20 protein-coding genes are annotated in these 22,665 nt (G+C 68.8%); 5 read left to right on the top strand and 15 right to left on the bottom strand.

What is annotated here, in order from left to right:
* Positions 1 to 8: 8 nt before the first annotated feature.
* From AC25Y0_RS03195 to AC25Y0_RS03175, 5 genes are all read right to left on the bottom strand, one after another.
* On the bottom strand, positions 9 to 1,796 hold the full coding sequence (locus AC25Y0_RS03195; RefSeq protein WP_488122941.1) for a peptidoglycan D,D-transpeptidase FtsI family protein: 1,788 nt from the start codon (positions 1,794 to 1,796) through the stop codon (positions 9 to 11).
* Positions 1,797 to 1,800: 4 nt separating this feature from the next.
* Entirely contained in the window at positions 1,801 to 2,391 is a 591-nt protein-coding gene (gene ftsL / locus AC25Y0_RS03190) for a cell division protein FtsL (RefSeq protein ID WP_488122940.1), read from the bottom strand.
* The gene (gene rsmH / locus AC25Y0_RS03185) at positions 2,388 to 3,341 is read right to left on the bottom strand and encodes a 16S rRNA (cytosine(1402)-N(4))-methyltransferase RsmH (RefSeq protein WP_488122939.1); all 954 of its coding nucleotides are present in this window, start codon (positions 3,339 to 3,341) and stop codon (positions 2,388 to 2,390) included. Before rsmH ends, ftsL begins: the two co-directional genes overlap by 4 nt.
* Before the next feature lie 108 nt (positions 3,342 to 3,449).
* Positions 3,450 to 3,881, bottom strand: coding sequence for a division/cell wall cluster transcriptional repressor MraZ (gene mraZ / locus AC25Y0_RS03180; RefSeq protein WP_376126190.1), 432 nt, complete (start codon positions 3,879 to 3,881; stop codon positions 3,450 to 3,452).
* A 208-nt stretch (positions 3,882 to 4,089) separates the two neighbouring features.
* Positions 4,090 to 4,461: a DUF3040 domain-containing protein gene (locus tag AC25Y0_RS03175; protein ID WP_488122938.1), complete on the bottom strand. Its 372-nt coding sequence runs from the start codon at positions 4,459 to 4,461 to the stop codon at positions 4,090 to 4,092.
* A 64-nt stretch (positions 4,462 to 4,525) separates the two neighbouring features.
* Between AC25Y0_RS03175 and AC25Y0_RS03170 the strand changes: the two genes are divergently transcribed.
* Positions 4,526 to 5,623, top strand: coding sequence for a polyprenyl synthetase family protein (locus AC25Y0_RS03170; RefSeq protein WP_488122937.1), 1,098 nt, complete (start codon positions 4,526 to 4,528; stop codon positions 5,621 to 5,623).
* 6 nt (positions 5,624 to 5,629) lie between these two features.
* On the opposite strand, the gene AC25Y0_RS03165 is transcribed toward AC25Y0_RS03170, so the two are convergent.
* Complete coding sequence (locus tag AC25Y0_RS03165) at positions 5,630 to 5,980, bottom strand: Rv2175c family DNA-binding protein (RefSeq protein WP_488122936.1); 351 nt, start codon at positions 5,978 to 5,980, stop codon at positions 5,630 to 5,632.
* 184 nt (positions 5,981 to 6,164) lie between these two features.
* On the opposite strand from AC25Y0_RS03165, the gene AC25Y0_RS03160 reads away from it, so the two are divergent.
* Both AC25Y0_RS03160 and pknB read left to right on the top strand, forming a co-directional pair.
* Complete coding sequence (locus tag AC25Y0_RS03160; protein WP_488123422.1) at positions 6,165 to 7,271, top strand: LysM peptidoglycan-binding domain-containing protein; 1,107 nt, start codon at positions 6,165 to 6,167, stop codon at positions 7,269 to 7,271.
* A 67-nt stretch (positions 7,272 to 7,338) separates the two neighbouring features.
* Positions 7,339 to 9,282 (top strand): Stk1 family PASTA domain-containing Ser/Thr kinase, encoded by a 1,944-nt coding sequence (gene pknB, locus AC25Y0_RS03155; protein ID WP_488122935.1) that lies wholly within the window; start codon positions 7,339 to 7,341, stop codon positions 9,280 to 9,282.
* 45 nt (positions 9,283 to 9,327) lie between these two features.
* Here pknB and AC25Y0_RS03150 read toward each other — a convergent pair whose 3' ends face one another.
* Genes AC25Y0_RS03150 through AC25Y0_RS03140 form a run of 3 tightly spaced genes read right to left on the bottom strand, consistent with a single transcriptional unit; the run spans position 9,328 to position 12,351 of the window.
* On the bottom strand, positions 9,328 to 10,665 hold the full coding sequence (locus AC25Y0_RS03150; RefSeq protein WP_488122934.1) for a class II 3-deoxy-7-phosphoheptulonate synthase: 1,338 nt from the start codon (positions 10,663 to 10,665) through the stop codon (positions 9,328 to 9,330).
* Between the two features lie 50 nt (positions 10,666 to 10,715).
* Entirely contained in the window at positions 10,716 to 11,402 is a 687-nt protein-coding gene (locus tag AC25Y0_RS03145; protein ID WP_488122933.1) for a lysophospholipid acyltransferase family protein, read from the bottom strand.
* Positions 11,403 to 11,406: 4 nt separating this feature from the next.
* Positions 11,407 to 12,351, bottom strand: coding sequence for an ROK family protein (locus tag AC25Y0_RS03140; protein ID WP_488122932.1), 945 nt, complete (start codon positions 12,349 to 12,351; stop codon positions 11,407 to 11,409).
* A gap of 198 nt (positions 12,352 to 12,549) precedes the next feature.
* On the opposite strand from AC25Y0_RS03140, the gene AC25Y0_RS03135 reads away from it, so the two are divergent.
* Positions 12,550 to 14,376, top strand: coding sequence for an AMP-dependent synthetase/ligase (locus AC25Y0_RS03135; protein WP_488134179.1), 1,827 nt, complete (start codon positions 12,550 to 12,552; stop codon positions 14,374 to 14,376).
* A 118-nt stretch (positions 14,377 to 14,494) separates the two neighbouring features.
* Here the strand turns inward: AC25Y0_RS03135 and AC25Y0_RS03130 are convergent, their stop codons facing one another.
* Genes AC25Y0_RS03130 through AC25Y0_RS03120 form a run of 3 tightly spaced genes read right to left on the bottom strand, consistent with a single transcriptional unit; the run spans position 14,495 to position 19,882 of the window.
* Positions 14,495 to 14,986, bottom strand: coding sequence for a peptide deformylase (locus AC25Y0_RS03130; RefSeq protein WP_488122930.1), 492 nt, complete (start codon positions 14,984 to 14,986; stop codon positions 14,495 to 14,497).
* Position 14,987: 1 nt separating this feature from the next.
* Entirely contained in the window at positions 14,988 to 16,427 is a 1,440-nt protein-coding gene (locus AC25Y0_RS03125; RefSeq protein WP_488122929.1) for a MinD/ParA family ATP-binding protein, read from the bottom strand.
* A 47-nt stretch (positions 16,428 to 16,474) separates the two neighbouring features.
* Positions 16,475 to 19,882, bottom strand: coding sequence for a pyruvate carboxylase (locus AC25Y0_RS03120; protein WP_488122928.1), 3,408 nt, complete (start codon positions 19,880 to 19,882; stop codon positions 16,475 to 16,477).
* A 73-nt stretch (positions 19,883 to 19,955) separates the two neighbouring features.
* Between AC25Y0_RS03120 and AC25Y0_RS03115 the strand changes: the two genes are divergently transcribed.
* Positions 19,956 to 20,756, top strand: coding sequence for a ParA family protein (locus AC25Y0_RS03115; protein ID WP_488122927.1), 801 nt, complete (start codon positions 19,956 to 19,958; stop codon positions 20,754 to 20,756).
* Positions 20,757 to 20,835: 79 nt separating this feature from the next.
* Here the strand turns inward: AC25Y0_RS03115 and AC25Y0_RS03110 are convergent, their stop codons facing one another.
* The 3 genes from AC25Y0_RS03110 to AC25Y0_RS03100 form a co-directional block, all read right to left on the bottom strand.
* A complete protein-coding gene (locus tag AC25Y0_RS03110; RefSeq protein WP_488122926.1) occupies positions 20,836 to 21,381 on the bottom strand; it encodes a MerR family transcriptional regulator in 546 nt (181 codons plus the stop codon).
* Positions 21,382 to 21,469: 88 nt separating this feature from the next.
* A complete protein-coding gene (gene ftsR / locus AC25Y0_RS03105) occupies positions 21,470 to 22,153 on the bottom strand; it encodes a transcriptional regulator FtsR (protein ID WP_488122925.1) in 684 nt (227 codons plus the stop codon).
* Positions 22,153 to 22,638 carry an FHA domain-containing protein gene (locus AC25Y0_RS03100; protein ID WP_488122924.1) on the bottom strand — a complete coding sequence of 162 codons (486 nt, stop codon included), beginning with the start codon at positions 22,636 to 22,638 and terminating at the stop codon, positions 22,153 to 22,155. The genes ftsR and AC25Y0_RS03100 overlap by 1 nt, the downstream gene beginning before the upstream one ends.
* Positions 22,639 to 22,665 lie beyond the last annotated feature (27 nt).

The following is a 22,665-nucleotide window of genomic DNA, read 5'->3' as shown; positions in this document are numbered from 1 at the left end:
ATCACTGCTCAGCCGAACTTCGGCAGCAGCGTCGGCGTCGTGGTCGAGGGCATGACCCGGTACGTCTTGAGCACCTGCGTCATGGCCTTCTGGAACGCCGTCGCGTTGGCCGCAGACGATTTTACCTTCGTCGGCTCATCCATCGTGACGACGACGACGTACTCGGGGTCCTCGATCGGAGCCATGCCGATGAGTGTCGTGTAGTACGCGCCGGCCTTGTAGCCTCCGGTCTCCTTGTCGTACTTCTCACCCGTTCCGGTCTTGCCGCCGACGCGGTAGCCGGGAACGCTCAGCTGCTTCGACATGCTGCTCTGCGCGATGACGTTCTCGAGTATTTCGCGGGTCTCCGCCGCGGCCTCGGGGCTGATGACCCGCGTGGGCTCAGCGGCATCGGGCTCGACGACGGTGCCCTCGGGGGTCGTGCAGGACTCGACGAGCGACAGCGGCATGCGCAGCCCATCGTTCGCGATCGCGGCGTATGCGCCGGCGAGCTCGGGCATCGTCGTCGTGAGGCCCTGACCGAACGAGGTGTTGTAGAGCGTCTGGTTGTCCCAGGCCTGCACCGGATGCAGCGTGCCGCGCTCTTCCGCGTGATAGCCGACGTCGGTGCCCTGGCCGATGCCGAAGCGCTCGAAGTACTCGTGCCGTGTCGCGGCATCGACGGTCTCGCTGAAACGGGCGATCCCCGCGTTCGACGAATCGATCAGCACGCCCGCGAGCGTGTAGGTATAGGCCGGGTGGTTGAAGGCATCGTTGACGCGTGCCCCGTTCGCGAAGGTCTCGCGCCCGGAGGCCACGACAGTCGAGGTCGGCGTCTGTCCACCGGCATCCAGCACCGTCGCCGCGGTGAGGGCCTTGAACGTCGAACCGGGTTCGAAAGTGCCGCGGAAGATCCGGCTCGCGCGGTCGTCCTCTGCGGCGGCCGTCGGCTCATTGGGATCGACGGTGGGGTACTCGGCCGCCGCTCGGATCTTGCCGGTCTTGGTCTCGACGACGAGGATCGCGCCGCTGCGCGCCTGCATGTTCTGCACCTGCTCCGCGATGAGCTGCTGCATGTACCAGCTGAGGTCACGGTTGATCGTGAGCTGCAGCGTGCCGCCGTCGACGGCCGCAACCTCGCGAGCAGTGCCCGGAATCGTCACGCCGTCTTTGCCCTGCTGATAGGTCCGCAAGCCGTCGGTGGCCGCGAGGCACTGATTCTGCGACAGCTCGAGCCCTTCGATCGGCTCGCCGTCCGAGGTCAGGAAGCCCACCACGTTGCCGCCGACCGCCCCGTCGGGATAAGCCCGGGCGGGGTGCGGAGCGCACGTGAGGTAGGGCACGCCGGTCTCGGCGAGCTTGCGGTACTGCTCGGTCGACGCACGCTTGACCAGCTGCGCGTAGCGCGAGTTCTCATTGGCTGCGAGGGCATCGCCGACGATGCGCTGCACTTCTGCGACGTCCTTGCCGATGACCTGAGCGATCGTGACCGACACCCTCGACCAGGGCGTCGCTGCTGACTTGCCCTCGGCGATCTGTGCGTCGATCTGCGTGATGAGCAGGGGGTCGAGCTGGCAGTCGTACTCGACGATGCTGCCGGCCAGCGGCTGTCCGGTCTCGTCGACAATCGCGCCGCGTGTTCCGTAGAGGGTCTGCGACGCCCCGAACGCCTTCTCCATCGAGTCGGCGATGTGCTCCTCGGCGCTGACCACCTGGATGTCGATGAGCCGCACGAGGAAGGCGCCGAGGATGGCGAGGACGACCGCGAGGGCCACGACGGTGCGGCGGCGTGTGCCGCGCGTGCTCTTCGTGGTCATGTGATCAGTGTGTGCTCGGGGTGGGCAGTCCGTCGGTGATCGGGGGCGGTGTGTTGGACACTCCGCCCGTGAGATCCGCGGGGGTATCGACCGGGACCTGGGCGATCGTTGCGTCGGGGGCGGTGATGAGCGGCGTCGAGGTGATGAGCGAGTTGGCGACCGACCCTCGGTTGTATGCGTCGACGGACGAGGTCCAGGATGCCGCCTGCCCGGTGCCGAGAACGGCTCCGTCGCTCAGGCGCAGATAGCTGGGCGACTCGTCGATGACCATCCCCAGTGCCGCTGCGTTCGCGGCGAGGTACTGCGGCGAGCTGAGGCCTGCCAGGTCGTCGGCGAGGATCTGGCGCTCCCACGTCAGTTCGCGGTGCTCGCGGGTGAGCGTCGAGATCTCGTACGAGGTCTGCGTCGTGAGGATCGACAGCCCCATCTGGGCGGCGCCGATCACGAAGGCGCCGATCAGGGCGACGACACCGTAGACGAGGCGCGGGCGGCGGCGGGGTGCCGGCTGCTCGACGACGCGAAGCCCGGGACGGGGCCGCTGCTCGCGGATCGGGGCGACGCTCGGGCGAGAGGGCACGGCGGCGGCGAGACTCATGTGGCCTCCCTCACTCGCTCGGCCGCGCGCAGGCGCACGGGGGTCGCACGCGGATTGCGCGCGCGCTCTTCTTCGGATGCCAGCTCGGCGCCCTTCACGAGCAACCGGAAGCGCGCCGCGTGCTCGGGCAGCTCGACGGGCAGGCCCGCGGGCGTCTTCGAGGTCGAGGCATCGGCGAACTCGCGCTTGACGAGGCGGTCCTCGAGCGACTGGTACGCCAACACGACGATGCGCCCGCCGACGGGAAGCGTGCCCATCGCCGCCGGGATGGCACGCTCGAGCACGGACAGTTCGCGGTTGACCTCGATGCGCAGCGCCTGGAAGACGCGCTTGGCCGGGTGACCGCTGTGCTTGAGGGCCGCGGGGGTCGCGTCCTGCAGGATCTGGACGAGCCGCCCCGACCGGTCCAGGGGTGCCTCGGCCCGTGCAGCGATGATGGCCCGCGCGTAGCGGCCGGCGAGCTTCTCTTCGCCGTAGCGCTCGAAGATGCGCCGCAGATCTCCCTCGCCGTACGTCGCGAGGATGTCGGCCGCCGTCGTTCCGCTCGTCTGGTCCATCCGCATGTCCAGGGGCGCGTCCTGCGCGTATGCGAACCCGCGGTCGGCCACGTCGAGCTGCAGCGACGAGACGCCGAGGTCGAACAGGATGCCGTCGGCCGCCGCGTATCCGGCTGAGGCGACGGCATCCGCGATGCCGTCGTAGACGGTGTGCACGAGCGTCACCCGATCGCTGAAGCGCGCGAGCCGCTCCCCCGCTATGCGCAGCGCGTCGGTGTCGCGGTCGAGCCCGACGAGCCGCAGTTCCGGAAAGCGCTCGAGAAAGGCTTCGGAGTGACCGCCCATGCCGAGCGTCGCGTCGACGAAGACGGCTCCGGGCCGTTCGATCGCAGGGCCGAGCAGCTCGATGCAGCGCTCGAGGAGGACGGGGGTGTGGATGTCGCGGAGGCTCATGATGTCGGGACCACTCGGTTCCTGTGCCCTGATCCCCATCCGCTCCGACCTGGCACCGGGGAAGTGCGCCAGGGTGTGAGCGGCTGGGAGTCGGGACACAGGGGCCGGTCAGAACAGGCCCGGGATCACCTCCTGCTCCAGTTCGGCATAGTTCTCTTCGTTGGCTTCGGCGTAGGTGTTCCATGCATCGGCGTTCCAGATCTCGGCGTGCGCGCCGACGCCCGTGACGACGAGTTCCTTCTCGAGGCCCGCATAGGCGCGCAGCGGCGGTGGGATCGTGATGCGGTTCTGGCTGTCGGGCTTTTCGGCACTGGCTCCGGAGAGGAACATGCGCAGGAAGTCGCGGGCCTGCTTGTTGGCCAGGGGTGCTTCGCGGATGCGTTCGTGCACGCGCTCGAACTCCTGCGTGCTGAACACATAGAGACAGCGGTCCTGTCCGCGGGTCACGACGACGCCGGAACCGAGGTCGTCGCGGAACTTCGCCGGAAGGATGACGCGGCCCTTGTCGTCGAGTTTGGGAGTGTGCGTGCCAAGAAGCATCGGTCCACTCCTCCCCTGTCAGTCCGGCCCCCGCTGGAGTGCGCACCACTTTACTCCACTTCACTCCACTTAGCTATCGATTTCGGGGCGGATCCTCCCCTGGTCCCCCATCGAGGCGTGCCGCGGCGCCCGAACGCGAAAAAAGCACCGACCCGAAGGTCGGTGCTTTGTGACGCTGAGACGCGCGGCCGCGCTCAGGTGAAGTTAATCAGCGATCGCCCTGCCGCTTGTCCCAGCGGTCATTCATGCGATCCATGAAGGTGCCACCGGCCGCCTGAGGCGACGGGCGAGACGGGCGTTCGGGCGTCGGCTTGCCGAGCCCGCGGGTCGGGGTGACGGCGAGGATCACGCCGCCGAGCATAAGGAGGAATCCGATGATCCCCACGACAAGGAGCGAGGGAACGGCGACTCCGACGAGCAGACCCCCGAGCCCCAGCAGGACGAGGATCGTCCCGTAGACGATGTTGCGGTAACTGAGCGTTCGCCCGTCGCTCGGCGCACTCACGACGTCGGCATCGTTGTGCATGAGATGGCGTTCCATCTCGTCGAGCAGGCGCTGCTCCTGTTCGGAGAGTGGCATGCATCCCCCTTGGCTGCTGGTCTTCGACGATTCTACGCGCCGTGTCGATCACTAGGCTAGGCCCGTGCACCACTCCCCGGAGCCTATCGCGGCGGTTTCCCAGCGACTCGACACGTTCTTGGCCGCCCAACGCACTGCATCCGCCCCTCTGGGCGATGAGGCCGACGTATTCGTCGAGGCCGGACGAGCCACCGTGAGCGGCGGCAAGCGCCTGCGCGGACGCTTCTGCATCGCGGGGTGGAGGGCTGTGGAGGATGCCCGCTCGAACGGCGCCTCGATCCCGGATGCCGTCGCCTCGGCGGCCGCCTCTCTTGAGCTGTTCCACGCCGCTGCGCTCGTGCACGACGACATCATCGACAACTCCGACACGCGACGCGGGCGCCCCGCCGCGCACCGCGCGCTCGAGCAGATGCATCGCGAAGCGGGATGGGCCGGCGATGCCGCGGCGTTCGGCCGCTCGGGCGCGCTCCTGCTCGGCGACCTGCTCGTCGCGTGGAGCGACGACCTGTTCGAAGAAGGACTCGAAGAGCTCGCCGATGCAGACCGCGCCCGCGCCGCACGCCGCGAGTACGCCACGATGCGTCGGGAGGTGACGATCGGGCAGTTCCTCGACATCGCCGAGGAGTCCGCCTTCGTCGTCGAGCCCGACGACCAGCATGCCGAGCGCGCACTGCGCGTCGCGTCGTTCAAATCGGCGCGCTACTCCATCCAGCAGCCGCTCGCGATCGGCGCGGCCCTCGCCGGAGCCGACGCCGACCAGCTCGCGGCGCTCGTCGCCTTCGGTCACCCTGCCGGCATGGCCTTCCAGTTGCGCGACGACGTGCTCGGCGTCTTCGGCGACGAGGCAGAAACAGGCAAACCTTCGGGCGACGACCTGCGTGAGGGAAAGCGGACGGTTCTGATCGCCTTCGCCCGCGAGGCTCTCTCGCCGACGGCCCGGCCCATCATGGACGAGCTGCTCGGCGACCCGTCGCTGGATGCCGCCCAGATCGCGTCGCTGCAGCAGACGATCCGCGAGACGGGAGCGCTCGACCGCGTCGAAGCGCTCATCGACGACTACGTCGGCCAGGCCCGGCAGTCGCTCTCGGGCGCACGGCTCGGCAACGCGGCGGTGTCGTCGCTGCGCGACCTCGCGCACGCCGCGGCGGTGCGCACGGCCTGAGCCGGGTTACGCGAGCGTCAGGGCGACGCGGCGCACTTCGCTCTTGCGACCCGCGCGCAGGGATTCGATCGGTGACGTGCCGATCGACTCCTCGTGGGTGAGGAGCCAGTCGATCACCTCGTCATCGTCGAAGCCCGCATCGTGCAGCACGAAGACGGTGCCCCGAAGCGCCGGCACCGGCTGACCGTCGATGAGGAACACCGAGGGCACCTTGAAGCCGCCGTCGCGGCGCGAGCCGATGAGGTAGAAGTCTTCGAGGAGGCGGCGCACGCGTCCGAGCGGTTCACCGGTCAGCTCGACGAGGTCGGGCAGGGTGAGCCAGTCGGTCGGGGTGCGCGGCGCGGTGTCAGCGGTCACGAACCCATGATCTCACCTCTGCCACGACCCGGTCGACACAACTCGAGTCACAGTAACCACATGCGTCACTCTGAATGCCACCTGTTGACAGGGCATTACATCCGTGACAGCGTTTTCGCGTCGACGAAGGGACCCGAAACCTGTGGACATCGCTGTCAAACCCATCCGTGATGCACGACCTCTCGTGCCCGTGGCCGTCGCAGGATCGCTCGCCGTGATTCTGTCCTCCACTCCGTCTGCCGCCGTCCAGCGAACGGCCGAGCACTCGCAGTCGCCGCGTGCGTTCCCGGCGGCCGCCCTCACCGGCGCGCGCCCCGCCGCCGCCGCACCCGCGACCCACACCGTCACGACGGGCGACACCGTCAGCGGGATCGCTGCCCAGCACGGTCTGCGCACCGACGACGTGCTCGCGTTGAACGGGCTCAGCTGGAACTCGGTCATCCGCCCCGGCCAGGTGCTCGTGCTCGGCGGAGCGCCGGCCACCGCTCCCCCCTCCGCCGCGGCGGGAACGCACGTCGTGCAGGCGGGCGACACGCTCTTCGCCATCGCGGGTCGGCACGCTGTCTCGACGGATGCGATGTTCGCCGCCAACGGGCTGGACGGGTCCTCCATCATCTACCCCGGTCAGCGACTCACGATTCCCGGTGCCGGGGCTTCGGCACCCAGCCCCGCACCCGAGCCGGCCCCCGCGCCCGTTCCCGCCCGAAGCCACACGGTGAGCGGCGGCGAGACCATCAGCGGCATCGCAGCGCACCACGGCGTCTCGGTGCAGGGCATGCTCGATGCGAACGGGCTCGATTGGTCCTCGATCATCTACCCCGGCCAGCAGCTCACGCTTCCCGGCGCACCCGTGCTCGCGGCATCCGTCTCTGCCGTCGTGGCCGACCTCGATGCCGAGCAGACCGCCAACGCCCGCGTCATCATCCAGGTCGGGCGCGAACTCGGTGTACCCGATCGCGGCATCGCGATCGCCCTCGGCACCGCGATGGTCGAGTCCTGGATCCGCAATCTCGACTGGGGCGACCGTGATTCGCTCGGGCTGTTCCAGCAGCGACCGAGCATGGGCTGGGGCACCGCCGAGCAGATCCGCGACCCGGATCGCGCGGCGCGGGCCTTCTACGGCGGAGCGCACGACCCGAACGGTTCGGCGACGCGGGGACTGCTCGACATCCCCGGCTGGCAGAACATGTCGTACGCCGATGCTGCGCAAGCCGTGCAGATCTCGGCGTTCCCGGATCGTTACGCGCTCTGGGAGCAGCCCTCCTACGCGTGGCTGGCAGCCCTCGGGTGAGCCGCGACACCGGGTCAGAGGTGCGCCGCTGCCCGGTGACACGCTCCGCGCTCCGTAGACTTTGCGCGTGAGCACGAGCCAGCAGACGGACCCCTTGATCGGCCGTCTCGTCGACGGCCGGTATCGGGTGCGTGCTCGCATCGCCCGCGGCGGCATGGCGACGGTGTACGTCGCCACCGACCTGCGCCTCGAACGGCGCATCGCTCTGAAGATCATGCATGGGCATCTGAGCGATGACACGGTGTTCCAGAGCCGCTTCATCCAGGAGGCCCGCGCGGCCGCCCGGCTGGCCGACCCGCACGTCGTGAATGTCTTCGACCAGGGCCAGGACGGGGACATGGCCTACCTCGTCATGGAGTACCTGCCCGGCATCACTCTGCGCGAACTCATCCGCGAGCAGCGCCGGCTCACGGTACCGCAGGCGATCACGATCATGGATGCCGTGCTGTCAGGGCTCGCCGCGGCACACCGTGCCGGCATCGTGCACCGAGACGTCAAGCCAGAGAACGTCCTGCTCGCCGAAGACGGCCGGGTGAAGATCGGCGACTTCGGGCTCGCTCGCGCCACGACGGCGAACACCGCGAGCGGCGCGCAGCTGCTCGGCACGATCGCCTACCTTGCCCCCGAGCTCGTCACGCGCGGCACCGCCGACGCGCGCAGCGACATCTACGCCCTCGGCATCGTGCTGTACGAACTGCTCACGGGCGAGCAGCCGTACAAGGGCGAGCAGCCCATGCAGATCGCCTACCAGCACGCGACGGACTCCGTTCCTCGACCGAGCGCGAAGAACCCCGGCGTTCCCGAGCCGCTCGACGAGCTCGTGCTGTGGGCGACGGCGCGTGAGCCCGACGACCGCCCCGTCGATGCGAGTGAGATGCTCGACCGGCTGCGGGAGATCGAGCGCGAGCTGGGCGTCTCGCCCCAGGCCGCGCGGGCGACGACCGCCGTCGGCGTCGTGCGCGACGAGGGCCTCGCCTCGGGCGAGCTGACCCAGGTGCTGCCGACGACGGCGGCTCTGCAGACGGCATCCTCCGACGACGTGGACCACGGCACGCAACTGCGCCGCGCCGCGCACCGCCGCACGACGCGGGGCGTATGGCTCGCCGTTCTCGTGGTGCTGCTCGCCGCCCTCGCCGGTGGCGCAGGATGGTGGTTCGGTTCGGGGCCGGGATCGCTCGTGGCCGTGCCCGCTGTTTCGGGCACCTTCTCCGACGCGCAGGCCCAGCTCGCCGAGCACTCGCTGGTCGCCGTCGAACGCGGCGAGGCGAGCCGTGACGTTCCCGCGGGCCAAGTCGTCCGCACCGACCCCGAAGCCGGGCAGCGCGTCGACCGAGACGCCGAGGTCGAAGTGTTCATCTCGCTCGGCCCCGCAGAGGTGACGGTGCCCGCGCTGATGGGAGCGGCCGAGGCCGAGGCCCGAGACACGCTCGCGAGCTTGTACATCGAACCCGCAGACGAGAACGCCGAGTTCTTCACCGATGCCGCACCCGGCACGGTCGTCGGCGTCATGATCGAACCGGCCGGAGGCGGCGAAGGCGTGCCGTGCGGAGAGGGATGCACGGCGCGTGAAGGCGACGGAGCGACCCTGTGGATCTCGCTCGGCCCTCTGCCCGGGGTCGTCGGCGAGTCGGCCGAGCGCGCGCGCAGCATCCTGACCGATGCCGGTCTCGAGGTCGACGAGGCCGTCGCCGAGGAGTCCAGCGAACAGATCGCTCGCGGCAGTGTCATCCGCACGAGCGAACGCGAAGGCGGGGGCTCGTGGAGACCTGGCGACCGAGTTTCGCTCGTGGTGTCGACAGGACCTCCGCTGTTCGAGGTGCCCGACGTGACGGGCGCGACGCGCGATGCGGCGGCACAGACTCTGCGCGACGCGGGCTTCGAAGTGAACTACTCGGCACTGTGGAACGTCTGGCCCGACGCGCTTACCGAGGTCACATCGCAGGATCCCGCCGGCGGAGAGCTGCGGGAGCGCGGCACCCCCGTCACCATCCAGATCACCGTCACCGGCTGACCTCGAGACCGCACCCTGCGCCAGAGACGACGCGAGAGAGAGGTGTCAGCGCTTCTCGAGCTCTTCGGCGACCAGGAAGGCCAGTTCGAGGGACTGCATGTGGTTGAGGCGCGGGTCGCACAGCGACTCGTAGCGCGTCGCCAGCGTCGCCTCGTCGATCATCTCCGAGCCGCCGAGGCACTCCGTGACGTCGTCGCCGGTCAGTTCGACGTGGATGCCGCCGGGGAAGGTCCCGACCGCCCGGTGGGCCTCGAAGAACCCGCGCACCTCGTCGACGACGTCGTCGAAGCGACGGGTCTTGTAACCGGTGGGCGTCGTGATGCCGTTGCCGTGCATCGGGTCGGTGACCCACAGCGGCGTCGCTCCCGAGTCCTTGACGGCCTCGAGCAGGGGCGGCAGTGCGTCGCGGATCTTGCCCGCTCCCATGCGCGTGATGAACGTGAGGCGGCCCGGCTCGCGCTCGGGGTCGAGCTTGTCGATCAGGGCGAGCGCCGTCTCGGGCGTCGTGGTCGGACCGAGCTTGACGCCGATGGGGTTGCGGATGCGGGAGAAGTAGTCGACGTGCGCCCCGTCGAGGTCGCGCGTGCGCTCTCCGATCCAGAGGAAGTGCGCTGACGTGTTGTAGGGGGTGTCGGTGCGGGAATCGATGCGCGTGAGCGGCCGTTCGTAGTCCATCAGCAGACCCTCGTGGCCCGTGAAGAACTCGACGCGGCGCAGCTCGTCGAAGTCTGCCCCCGCGGCCTCCATGAAGTTGATGGCGCGGTCGATCTCACTCGCGAGGCGCTCGTAGCGCTGGTTCGCCGGGTTCTTCGCGAATCCCTTGTTCCACGAGTGCACTTCGCGCAGATCGGCGAAACCACCCTGCGTGAACGCGCGAATGAGATTCAGCGTCGAGGCGGCCGTGTGGTACCCCTTCATCAGGCGCGCAGGATCCGCCCGGCGCGACCCCTCGGTGAAGTCGAAGCCGTTGACGATGTCGCCCCGGTAGGCCGGCAGCGTCACATCGCCGCGCGTCTCGGTGTCGCTCGAGCGGGGCTTGGCGAACTGGCCCGCCATGCGTCCCATCTTGACCACCGGCAGCGACGCGCCGTACGTGAGCACGACGGCCATCTGCAGCACCGTCTTGATGCGGTTTCGGATCTGGTCGGCGGTTGCTCCCGCGAACGTCTCGGCGCAGTCCCCGCCCTGCAGCAGGAACGCCTTACCGGATGCCGCGCGGGCAAGCCGGTCGCGCAGGTTGTCGACCTCGCCGGCGAACACGAGCGGCGGCAGGATCGAGAGCTCGGCGGACACGGCCGCGACAGCGTCGGCGTCATACCAGGTGGGCTGCTGCTTGATGGGCAGAGTCCGCCAGTGGTCGAGCGCATCGGGGTGCTGGAGCATCCTTCGAGTCTATCCGCGCCCGCGCGGGGGCAGAGCCAGGTTACGCGCCGTCAGGACCGGGTTTTGAGCCGGTCCTTCACGGTCGAGGCGTACACGTCGTCGTACTCCTGCTCGCCCAGCCGCTGCAGCGCCACCATGATCTCGTCCGTGATGGAACGCAGGATGTAACGGTCGCTCTCCATCCCGGCGAACCGCGAGAAATCCAGCGGCTCGCCGATGACGATGCCCACACGCGCGACGCGCGGCACGCGCGTGCCGATCGGCATCATCGTGTCGGTGTCGACCATGACGACGGGCACGACGGGAACGTGCGCCTCGAGCGCCATCCGCGCGATGCCCGTGCGTCCGCGATACAGCTTGCCGTCGGGACTGCGCGTGCCCTCGGGGTAGATACCGAGCAGGTCGCCCCGGCCGAGCACCTGAAGGCCCGTGTTCAGCGAAGCCTCCGACGCCTTGCCGCCCGATCGGTCGATGGGCAGCTGGCCGGTCGCCTTGAAGAAGATGCGCGTCGCCCAGCCTTTGAGCCCTTTGCCCGTGAAGTAATCGCTCTTGGCGAGGAAGGACACAGGCCGGTCGATCATGAGCGGCAGGAAGACGGAATCCACGAACGAGAGGTGGTTGCTCGCGAGGATGGCGGCTCCCTGAGCCGGCACGTTTCTCCGGCCCACGATCCAGGGCCGGAAGATCGCCTTCACGATCGGTCCGATCACCACGTACTTCATGAGCCAGTAGAACACCGGGCTAGCCCTCCCTCTGAGCCCGGGCGGCGAGGTCGGCGACGCCGATGACTCCCGCCGCGTTCCCGAGCTGCGCGATCGCGAAGTCCGCGACGGGTCTCTCACCCACGGCCGGCACGGCACTCGCGTACGCGGTGCGGATGGGCGTGAGCACATGCTCACCGAGCTCGGCCACTCCCCCGCCGATGACGAACAGCTCAGGGTCGAGCACGGCTTGGAACCCGCCGCATGCTTCGCCGAGCGCCGTCGCCACACGGTGCAGTGCCTCGAGTGCTCCGGGATCCCCCGCGAGCACGAGCTGCGAGACGGCGTGCCCCGCGATCTCGCCGTGCTCGGCTCGCACGTCAGCCAGAGCGGCGCCGATCCCGCCGGCATCCGCGATCTCGTTCGCCTCGCGCTGCAGCGCGCGACCCGAGGCGTACTGCTCGAGGCATCCCCGCTGGCCGCAGCCGCACCAGCGACCGTCGCGCATGAAGCGGATGTGGCCGAGCTCGCCGGCGATGCCATGGCCTCCTCGGTACAGCTCTCCGCCGAGCACGACCGCTCCGCCCACGCCCGTGCCCATCGTCAGCATCACCATGTGGTCGACGTCGCGGCCCGCGCCGAAGCGGAACTCCGCCCAGCCCGCCGCGTTCGCGTCGTTCTCGATCGTCACAGGGCGCGCGATCCCGGCTTCCATGGTCGCTTTGAGCGGTTCGCCGCGCCACGCGATGTTCGGGGCGTGCATGACGCGCGCCCGCTCGCGGTCGATGAACCCGGCCGCGGCGACACCCACAGCCGCCACGTCGTGCGAGGCGAGGAAGCCGCCCGCCATGTCGATGACGGCGCGAGCAAGCGCACCGGTGTCGACGGGGGTGTCCACGCGGACAGAATCGAGGATGCGCCCCTCGACATCGACGACGCCGCCGGCGATCTTCGTTCCGCCGATGTCGATCCCGACTGTGAGCACGTGGTGTCCCTCATCCCGCCGTGCGTGGAGACGGCGACAAGAAGTCTAGTCGTGGGCGATTCGCCGCGGCGGGCTGGGACCGAGGCTCAGGATGACCGGCGCCGAGTCTCGTCAAAACCGCCCGTGACAAGGGCTCTTTCCGCATTAGACTCATGTCACCCGAAGCCGATGTTCAGCACCGGTACCGAAGGAGTTACCGTGGTCCAGTTCGAAGTACCCGCCATCGTCCCCGCAGACCCGCAGGCGAATGTCACCGACCTGCTCGTCGAACGCGTCAAGCTCACCCCGAATCAGCCCCTGTTCGCTGTGCCCGACGGTGGCGCCTGGCGCGACATCACGGCTTCCGAATTCCACGCCCAGGTCATCGCGCTGGCCAAGGGTCTCGTCGCCGGCGGCATCGAGCCGGGCGACAAGGTCGGTTTCGTGGCGCGCACGACGTACGAGTGGACGCTCGTCGACATGGCGATCTTCTTCGCCGGCGCCGTCATGGTCCCGATCTACGATACGAGCTCCCCCGCGCAGATCGCGTGGAACCTCTCTGACTCGGGCGCGATCGCCTGCATCGTGGAGTCCGCCCAACACACGGCCCGCCTCGACGAGGTCATCGCCGACCTGCCGCTCGTGCGCACGGTCTGGTCGATGCACAAGGGCGATCTCGACAAGCTCGTCACCGACGGCGCATCGGTCGCCGACGAAGAGATCGAGCGCCGCCGCAACATCGCGAACGGGTCGGATATCGCCACCCTGATCTACACCTCGGGCTCGACCGGACGCCCCAAGGGGTGCGTGCTCACACACAGCAACTTCGTCGAGCTCTCACGCAACTCCGCAAAGGCGCTGCACGCGGTCGTCGGGACGCCTGGCGCCTCGACGCTGCTGTTCATCACAACGGCGCACGTGTTCGCACGCTTCATCTCGATCCTGAACATCCACTCCGGGGCGAAGACCGGCCACCAGCCCGACACGAAGCAGCTCTTGCCGGCGCTCGGCTCCTTCCAGCCGACCTACCTGCTCGCCGTCCCGCGCGTCTTCGAGAAGGTGTACAACTCCGCCGAGCAGAAGGCCGAAGCAGGCGGCAAGGGCAAGATCTTCCGCGCCGCCGCGCACGCCGCCGTCGAGCACTCGACGCTCCTGCAGGACGGCAAGAAGGTGCCGCTCGGCCTCAAGATCAAGTTCGCGCTGTTCGACAAGCTGGTCTACAGCAAGCTGCGCGCCGCTATGGGCGGGCGCGTCCAGTACGCCGTCTCGGGTTCGGCACCGCTCGGGCCACGCCTGGGCCACTTCTTCCACAGCCTCGGCATCACGGTCCTCGAGGGCTACGGCCTGACCGAGACGACCGCACCCGTAACGGTCAACCTCGCGAACAGGTCGAAGATCGGCACCGTCGGACCCGTGCTCCCCGGCGTCGGCGTCCGGCTGGGCGAAGACGGCGAAATCGAGGTGCGCGGCATAAACGTCTTCAAGGAGTACTGGCGCAACCCCGAGGCGACGGCCGAGTCGTTCGACGGTGACTGGTTCAAGACCGGGGATATCGGCTCGTTCGACGACGAGGGCTTCCTCACGATCACAGCCCGCAAGAAGGAGATCCTTGTCACGGCCGGCGGCAAGAACGTCGCCCCCGCTGCGCTCGAAGACCCCATTCGGGCGAACCCGATCGTCGGCCAGGTCGTCGCTGTGGGCGACAAGAAGCCCTTCATCGCCGCGCTCATCACGCTCGATCCCGAGATGCTGCCGACCTGGCTCGCGAACAACAATCTGCCGGGTGACATGTCCCTCCCAGATGCCGCCGTGCATCCCGCCGTCCGCGCCGAAGTGCAGCGCGCGATCGACCACGCCAACGCATCGGTGTCGCGTGCCGAGTCGGTCCGCAAGTTCACGATCCTTACGACGGAGTGGACCGAGGCGAGTGGTCACCTGACCCCCAAGATGAGCATCAAGCGCAACGTCATCCTCGACGACTTCGCCGCCGAGATCGTCGAGATCTACGACCTCCCCGTGTCGACGACGAACGTGTCGCTGGGCTGACCCGCGGTGGGGTGGCCGGACGCGCCACCCCACCGGGTCGCCGGCGTTGTGAAGGCGCTACCCGCTGGTGATCCGAACGGCGTCGACGCACGCTAAACGCGCGCTGATCCCACTCGCATCAGAACCAGTCGGACTCCCGGATCTGCCGCATCGCGACACGGCGGGTCTCAGCCGGCAGCCGGTCGAGGAAGATCTTGCCGTCGAGGTGGTCGGTCTCATGCTGCAGCGCCTGCGCGAGCAGCCCCTCTCCCTCGATCACGACCTCGTTTCCGTCGAGGTCGATGCCGACGACCTTCGCGCGCGGGTGCCGCAGCGCCTCGTGCCACAAGCCCGGCACCGACAAGCAGCCCTCGGCGACCAACTCGGGGTCACCGTCGACCTCGACCAGCACGGGATTGAGCACGTACCCGATGTCGCCGTCGATGTTGTAGCTGAACGCGCGGATGCCGACGCCGATCTGGCACGCCGCGACGCCGGCGCGGCCAGGCAGGGCGACGGTGTCGAGCAGGTCCTGCACGAGGGAACGGACGCCGTCGTCGATGACCTCGACGACGACACTCGGCGCCCGCAGCACGGGGTCGCCGAACACACGGATCGGGCGGACGGCCATGTCAGGCGGCCGCAGCGAGCGAACGGAGACCCTCGACCACCTTGGCGGCGAGCTCGCGCGCGGCCAGCCGCGTCGCCGGCTGCAGGTCGCGGAATGCGATGGCGCTCCCAGCGGCGACATGCGGGTCGTACGGCATGCGCACGACCGCTCGCACGCGCGAACGGAAGTGCGCCTCGAGCTCGTCGGGCCGCACGAGCGGGACCCCGGGACGGGCGTTGTTGAGCACCACGACCGCGCCGCGCACCTGCTCGGAATAGCCGTTCGTCTCGAGCCAGGTGAGCGTCTCGGATGCAAGGCGCGCCTCGTCGACGCTCAGACCCGTCACGATGACGAGCTGGTCGGCGCGGCTGAGCGTCGCCTCCATGACGGAGTGCACGACTCCCGTGCCCGTGTCGGTGAGGACGATCGAGTAGTAGTGCGCGGCGATCGAGGCGACGTCGTTGTAGTCGTCGTCGCTGAACGCCTCGGACACCCGCGGGTCGCTGTCGGAGGCGAGGACGTCGAGCCGCGTCTCGTCGCGGGCGACGATGCCAGACAGGTCGTTGTATCCAAGGACCTCGGCGCGCGAGCGCACCAGGTCGCGAACCGTCTTGCCGCTCACGCGGCCGATGCGCTCGGCGAGCGTACCCCGGTCCGGGTTCGCGTCGACGGCGATGACGCGGTCATCGCGCGCGTCAGCGAGCGCCATCCCCAGAAGTGTCGTGACCGTCGTCTTCCCGACGCCGCCTTTGCGTGACATGACGGGAACGAAGTACGCGCCGCCGGTCAGCGGAGCAGCGATTCGGCGGTCGAGCTCCTTGCGGGCCTTGGCACGTTTGCCGTCGCCGAGGTTGATGCGCCGGCCGGACAGCGAGTAGACGAGGTGCCGCCAAGCACCCTCGGGTTCGGGCCGCACGATGTGATGAGGGTCGAGCAGACGGTCCGCCGTCAGCAGATCGGCGCTCTCGCGATCAGGCTCGAACTCGCCGATGCGCTTCGACGTCAGCGCGACGTCGGCACGCGCCGGAACCCGGTCGAGGTGACCACGATCGGGGCGAGGCGAATCGGGATGCTGTGCTTCCCACCGCGTCGTCGGGATCGACGACGTTGCGGGGTGCGCGTCGGGCGCAGGTGTCTCATCGGGCTGAACGGTCATGTCATCCTCCACCTCTTCGGCGTCGGCGATGTCTTCGGACACGGAGGCCACGGGCACCGGATCAACGGCGTCGACCATTTCAGCCTCGGCCGTCTCGAGGGAGACATAGCCGAGGTCGATGGGCACCTCGTCGCCGATGACGTCGTCATCCTCGTCGTCATCTTCGGAGGCCAGGGCGAACGACAGATCCACCTGGGCCGTCGCGCCACCGAGGATCCCGATCGAGGCGGTACCGAGGCTGCCCGTGTCAGAGAGGACGCCGTTCAGGGCATCTTCGTCGGGCTGTTCGAGGCGATCAGACGTCACTGCGGGTGTCTCCAGAAGCGGGTTTCGAGCGTATGCGGCCCTCCAGGCTACTGCGACGGGCGGATGACGACCAAAAGGTCGCCCGCTTCGACCTGCTGCGTGGCCCCGATCGCGATCCGTTCGATGACTCCGTCGACGGGGGCCGTGATCGCGGCTTCCATCTTCATCGCCTCGATCGACGCGAGCGCCTGGCCCGCTTTCACGGTGGCGCCGATCTCCGCCTTGACGGTCACGACCCCGGCGAACGGCGCGGCCACCTGGCCGGGCTTGCTCGTGTCTGCCTTCTCGACCTGGCGGGTCTGGATGGTGATGCTGCGGTCGCGCACGTAGACGGGTCGAAGCTGACCGTTGAGCGTCGTCATGACGGTGCGGATGCCCTTGTCATCGGGTTCGCCGATCGCTTCGAGACCGACGTGCAGCTGCACGCCGGGATCGATCTCGGCGACATGCTCCTCACCGGGCTTGAGGCCGTAGAGGTAGTCCGGCGTCCCGAGAGCGGACAGATCCCCGTAGGTCTCGCGGTTCTTCTCGAACTCCTTCGCAGGAGCGGGGAAGAGCAGCCGGTTGAGGGTGCGCTGACGGGTCGGGGCATCGCCCGCGAGACCGTCGCGCTCTTCGTCGGTGAGGGGCGGGATCTCGATCGACACCTCGCGACCCGCGAGAACCTTCGTGCGGAAGGGCTCCGGCCATCCGCCGGGCAGATCCCCGAGTTCGCCCGCCATGAAGCCGACGACCGAGTCGGGGATGTCGTAGTTCTGCGGGTTCTCGGCGAAGTCGGCTGGGTCGGCCTTGGCCGCCACGAGCGCGAGCGCGAGATCGCCGACGACCTTTGATGAGGGCGTCACCTTGGGGATCCGGCCGAGGATGCGGTCGGCGGCGGCGTACATGTCCTCGATCAGCTCGAAGTCGTCGGCCAGGCCCAGCGCGATCGCCTGCTGACGCAGGTTCGACAGCTGACCGCCCGGGATCTCGTGGTGGTACACCCGGCCCGTCGGGGCGGGCAAGCCGGACTCGAACGGCCGGTACAGCTGGCGCACACCCTCCCAGTAGGGCTCGAGGTCGCTGACCGCCTGCAGATCGATGCCGGTGTCGCGGTCGGTGTGCGCGAGAGCTGCGACCAGCGCCGACAGCGACGGCTGGCTCGTCGTTCCCGACAGCGGAGCGGCGGCGGCGTCGACGGCGTCGACGCCGGCGGCACTCGCGGCGAGGAGTGTCGCGAGCTGGCCGCCCGCCGTGTCGTGCGTGTGCAGGTGCACGGGCAGGTCGAATCGGTCGCGCAGCGCCGTGACGAGCTTGGCCGCTGCGGCGGGCCGCAGCAGACCCGCCATGTCCTTGATCGCGAGCACGTGGGCACCGGATTCGACGATCTGCTCAGCGAGGCGCATGTAGTAGTCGAGCGTGTACAGCCGCTCGGCGGGGTCGAGCAGGTCGCCGGTGTAGCAGACCGCGACCTCGGCGAGCGCGGTTCCCGTCTCAAGAACCGCCTCGATCGCCGGCCGCATCTGGTCGACGTCGTTGAGGGCGTCGAAGATGCGGAAGATGTCGACGCCTGTCGCCGCGGCCTCGCGGACGAACGCGTCGGTCACCTCGACCGGTCGCGGCGTGTAGCCGACCGTGTTGCGTCCGCGCAGCAGCATCTGGATCGGAATGTTGGGGATCGCCTCGCGTACCGCAGCGAGCCGCTCCCACGGGTCCTCCGCGAGGAAGCGCAGCGCGACGTCATAGGTTGCCCCACCCCACGCTTCGACCGAAAGCAGCTCCGGTGTCATCCGGGCGACATGGGGGCCGACGCGCACGAGGTCGCGCGTGCGCACTCGTGTGGCGAGAAGCGATTGGTGCGCGTCCCGGTAGGTGGTCTCGGTGACGGCGAGAGGCGCCTGCTCGCGCAGCGCACGGGCGAACCCGGAGGGTCCGAGGTCGCGCAGACGCTCGAGGGTGCCGGCCGGCGCCGGGGCGGCGAGGTCGATCTCGGGAAGCTTGCTGCCGGGCGACACCGAAACGGGCTTCTCGCCGTACGGGCGGTTGACCGTGACGTCGGCGAGCCAATTGATCAGCTTCGTCGCGCGGTCGCGCGACGGGTGGCTCGTGAGCAGCCCCGGGCGCTCATCGATGAATGCCGTGCTGAGGTCGCCCTGCACGAAGGCGTCGTCGTCGAGGACGGCGCGCAGGAACGGAATGTTCGTCGAAACACCGCGGATGCGGAACTCCGCCAGCGCGCGCCGCGCACGGGCGACGGCGGCGGGAAAGTCGCGGCCGCGGCAGGTGAGCTTGGCGAGCATCGAGTCGAAGTGCGGGCTGATCTGTGATCCCGCCGCCGTCGTGCCGCCGTCCAGACGGATGCCGGCGCCACCGGGCGACCGGTAGGTCGTGATGCGTCCGGTGTCAGGCCGGAACCCCTGCGACGGGTCCTCGGTCGTGATGCGGCACTGCAGCGCCGCTCCCCGCAGCACGATGTTGCTCTGCTGCAGCCCGAGGTCTTCGAGGGTCTCGCCCGCGGCGATGCGGATCTGCGACTGCACGAGGTCGACGTCCGTGACCTCTTCGGTCACGGTGTGCTCGACCTGGATGCGCGGGTTCATCTCGATGAAGACGTGCTGACCGGCGCGCTCTCCGGCCGTGTCGACGAGGAACTCGACGGTGCCCGCATTGACGTAGCCGATCGACTCGGCGAACGCTACGGCGTCGCGGTGGATGCGCTGACGCAGTTCCTCGTCGAGATTCGGCGCGGGAGCGATCTCGATCACCTTCTGGTGACGACGCTGCACCGAGCAGTCGCGCTCGAACAGGTGCACCGTGTGCCCCGCGGCATCCGCGAGGATCTGCACCTCGATGTGGCGGGGGCGCACGACAGCCTGCTCCAGGAACACGCGGGCGTCACCGAACGCGGCGGCGGCTTCGCGCATCGCCTCGGCGATGGCCGGGGGCAGGTCGCCTGCCGTCTCGACGCGGCGCATGCCGCGCCCTCCGCCGCCGGCGACGGCCTTGACGAAGATGGGGAAGCCGATCTCATGCGCCTGAGCGACGAGTTCGTCGACGTCGTCTGACGCCGGAGTGGACCTCAGAACCGGCACGCCGGCGGCGATCGCGTGCTCCTTGGCCGTGACCTTGTTGCCGGCCATCTCGAGCGCTTTCGCCGGAGGCCCGATGAACGTGATGCCGTTCTCAGCTGCGCGGGCGGCGAGCTCGGGGTTCTCGGAGAGGAATCCGTATCCCGGGTAGATCGCATCCGCCCCGGACTCGAGCGCGACGCGGATGATCTCCTCGACGTCGAGGTATGCCCGGACGGGATGACCCTGTTCGCCGATGACGTAGGACTCGTCCGCCTTTTGGCGATGGAGTGAACCACGGTCTTCGTAGGGGAACACCGCGACGGTGCGCGCCCCCAGCTCGTAAGCCGCGCGGAACGCCCGGATGGCGATTTCACCGCGGTTGGCGACCAGAATCTTTCGGAACATGTGCACCTCGCAGAGCGGCCACGACGATGGGCCAAGTGTGTTCTCAGCCTAGGGGACGGTAACGTAGTCGCTTGTGCACGTACTCTCGGTGAGCTCCCTCAAGGGCGGCGTCGGTAAGACGACCGTGACGCTAGGTCTCGCCTCGGCAGCCTTCGCCCGGGGAGTGCGCACTCTCGTGGTCGATCTCGACCCTCAGTCCGATGTCTCGACGGGCATGGACATCCAGGTCGCCGGGCGGCTCAACGTCGCCGATGTCCTGGCCAACCCCAAAGAGAAGGTCGTCCGTCAGGCGATCACATCGAGCGGGTGGGCCAAGGTGCATCCCGGCACGATCGACGTCATGATCGGCAGCCCGTCCGCGATCAACTTCGACGGTCCGCATCCGAGCGTCCGCGACGTGTGGAAGCTCGAAGAGGCCCTCGCCACGATCGAGCCCGACTACGACCTCGTGCTCATCGACTGCGCTCCCTCGCTCAACGCGCTCACGCGTACGGCATGGGCCGCCAGCGACCGGGTCATCGTCGTGACCGAGCCCGGTCTCTTCTCGGTTGCCGCCGCCGACCGCGCGCTTCGCGCCATCGAGGAGATCCGTCGGGGTCTCTCACCCCGTCTGCAGCCGCTGGGCATCGTCGTGAACCGCGTGCGCCCGCAGTCGATCGAGCACCAGTTTCGGATCAAGGAGCTGCGCGACATGTTCGGTCCGCTCGTGCTCTCGCCGCAGCTGCCCGAGCGCACGTCACTGCAGCAGGCGCAGGGTGCGGCGAAGCCGCTCCACATCTGGCCGGGAGACTCCGCTCAGGAGCTCGCCGCCGATTTCGACGCTCTGCTTGACCGCATCATGCGGACAGGGCGTATCCCCACCCCGAGCGCGTAAAGGCGCGGACGACCCTTCGTCAGGCGTCGGCGAGGCGCTTCAGCGGCCGCTCAGGCAGCCGGCGCTCAGGCGACGTTGCTCAGGCTGTGCGAGCGGCGCGACGAGCGGCGAGCTCGTCTTGCACGTCGGGCACCTGCGGGTCGAACTCGACGAGGGTCGACTCGACTTCGCGCAGCACCTTGCCCACGGCGATGCCGAAGACGCCCTGCCCACGGCTGACGAGGTCGATGACCTCATCGTTCGACGTGCACAGGTAGACCGATGCCCCATCGCTCATGAGCGTGGTCCCGGCGAGGTCGCGGATGCCGGCGGCGCGCAACTGGTCGACAGCCGTGCGAATCTGCTGCAGCGAGATGCCGGTGTCCAGAAGACGCTTGACGAGCTTGAGCACCAGGATGTCGCGGAACCCGTACAGGCGTTGCGATCCGGATCCGGATGCGCCGCGCACGGTCGGTACGACCAGCTCGGTACGCGCCCAGTAGTCGAGCTGACGGTACGTGATGCCGGCCGCGCGAGCGGCGACGGCTCCTCGGTAACCGACCTCGTCGTCCATCTGCGGAAGTCCGTCAGTGAAGAGGAGATCGGCGGCGAACCGCGGCTCGCCTGCCGTTTCTCGAGCGGTCATACGCTGATCCTCCCCATCGGACTCCTCCACGCTAGATCAGCACGACCCCCCGAGCAACGACATCCGCTCTGGCGTGTCGCGCCCGAGTTCATCCGAGCAGGCGCTCGAGGGCTGTCCGCACGAAGATCGCGCGGACGTCTTCGAGGCGCTTGGCGAGTTCGGGAGCGACTTCTGCCGCGCGGCCGCGCGACCCGGCATCCGTACGCCGCAGCAGCGGAGACAAGGCAGACTCGACGAGCGCGACGTCGCGCTCCGAACTCTGCCGCAAGGCACGCACGTGACGCGGCTCGATGCCGTGGCGGTCCAGAGCGACGAGGGCGCGCAGCAGCGCGACGGTCTGATCGGTGTATTCCGACCCCGTGATGACACCCGTGCTGATCGCGTCGTTGAGCAGCTGCGGGGCGGCACCGGCCGCCGCGAGCAGCTCTTCACGCCGGAACCGCCGCGGCGCCGGCACGATCGAGGGGACGGACGCCGGCTGCACGGGCTCGCGGCCCGCGTCGAGGTCGGCGAGGTAGTCGCGGATGACGCTGTGCGGCATGAAGTGATCACGCTGGAGCGTCAGCGCCAGGCGCAACCGCTCGACGTCGGACGGCGAAAACTTGCGGTACCCGGATTCAGTGCGCGTGGGCGTGATGATGCCTTGCACTTCGAGAAAGCGCAGCTTGCTGGCGGACAGTCCGGGGAACTCAGGAGTGAGCCGGGCGAGCACCTGACCGATACTCAGCAGACCCGCGGACGTAGACCGTTCGCGGGGGGCAGGAGACGCCATCAGTCGTCCGCCGCCTGAGCCAGGTCGGCGGGCGAGACGAAGAAGTTCAACCGGAACTTGCCGATCCGGACTTCTGCTCCGTTGCGCAGCGTCGCACGGTCGGCCCGCTCGCCATTGACGTAGGTGCCGTTGAGCGAGCGCTGGTCGATGAGCTCGAACGACGTACCGCTGCGCGTGATCTCGGCGTGCCGGCGGGACACCGTGACGTCGTCGAAGAAGATGTCGGCCTCGGGGTGACGCCCCACGGTGGTCACGTCGGTGTCGAGCAGGTAGCGAGCCCCGGCAGTGGGACCGGAGCGCACGAGGAAGAGCGCGGCACCCGAGGGGAGCGCGTCGATCGCCTCGAGCTCGGCGCTGGACAGATCACTGCCGAAAGGCACGAACGAGAGGTCGGAATCGTGACCGAAGGTCTGCGTCGTGTCGTTCGCGCGCTCAGCACCCGCGCCACGACGAATGTCGTCTGGTTCGGGTCGACGGTTGTCCACGGTGCTCCTCCTTCTGCGCAAGCCTAT

It is taken from the genome of Microbacterium sp. Y547 (assembly GCF_057669785.1).
This window is presented reverse-complemented; position numbering and strand designations above follow the sequence as displayed.

What these genes read in the sequence shown, in the direction of transcription:
- AC25Y0_RS03110 (WP_488122926.1), bottom strand. Translation starts at nt 21,381, where the DNA reads ATGACCGCTCGAGAAACGGCAGGCGAGCCGCGGTTCGCCGCCGATCTC.
- ftsR (WP_488122925.1), bottom strand. Translation starts at nt 22,153, where the DNA reads ATGGCGTCTCCTGCCCCCCGCGAACGGTCTACGTCCGCGGGTCTGCTG.
- ftsL (WP_488122940.1), bottom strand. Translation starts at nt 2,391, where the DNA reads ATGAGTCTCGCCGCCGCCGTGCCCTCTCGCCCGAGCGTCGCCCCGATC.
- AC25Y0_RS03195 (WP_488122941.1), bottom strand. Translation starts at nt 1,796, where the DNA reads ATGACCACGAAGAGCACGCGCGGCACACGCCGCCGCACCGTCGTGGCC.
- rsmH (WP_488122939.1), bottom strand. Translation starts at nt 3,341, where the DNA reads ATGAGCCTCCGCGACATCCACACCCCCGTCCTCCTCGAGCGCTGCATC.
- AC25Y0_RS03120 (WP_488122928.1), bottom strand. Translation starts at nt 19,882, where the DNA reads ATGTTCCGAAAGATTCTGGTCGCCAACCGCGGTGAAATCGCCATCCGG.
- AC25Y0_RS03175 (WP_488122938.1), bottom strand. Translation starts at nt 4,461, where the DNA reads ATGCCACTCTCCGAACAGGAGCAGCGCCTGCTCGACGAGATGGAACGC.
- AC25Y0_RS03130 (WP_488122930.1), bottom strand. Translation starts at nt 14,986, where the DNA reads ATGGCCGTCCGCCCGATCCGTGTGTTCGGCGACCCCGTGCTGCGGGCG.
- mraZ (WP_376126190.1), bottom strand. Translation starts at nt 3,881, where the DNA reads ATGCTTCTTGGCACGCACACTCCCAAACTCGACGACAAGGGCCGCGTC.
- AC25Y0_RS03150 (WP_488122934.1), bottom strand. Translation starts at nt 10,665, where the DNA reads ATGCTCCAGCACCCCGATGCGCTCGACCACTGGCGGACTCTGCCCATC.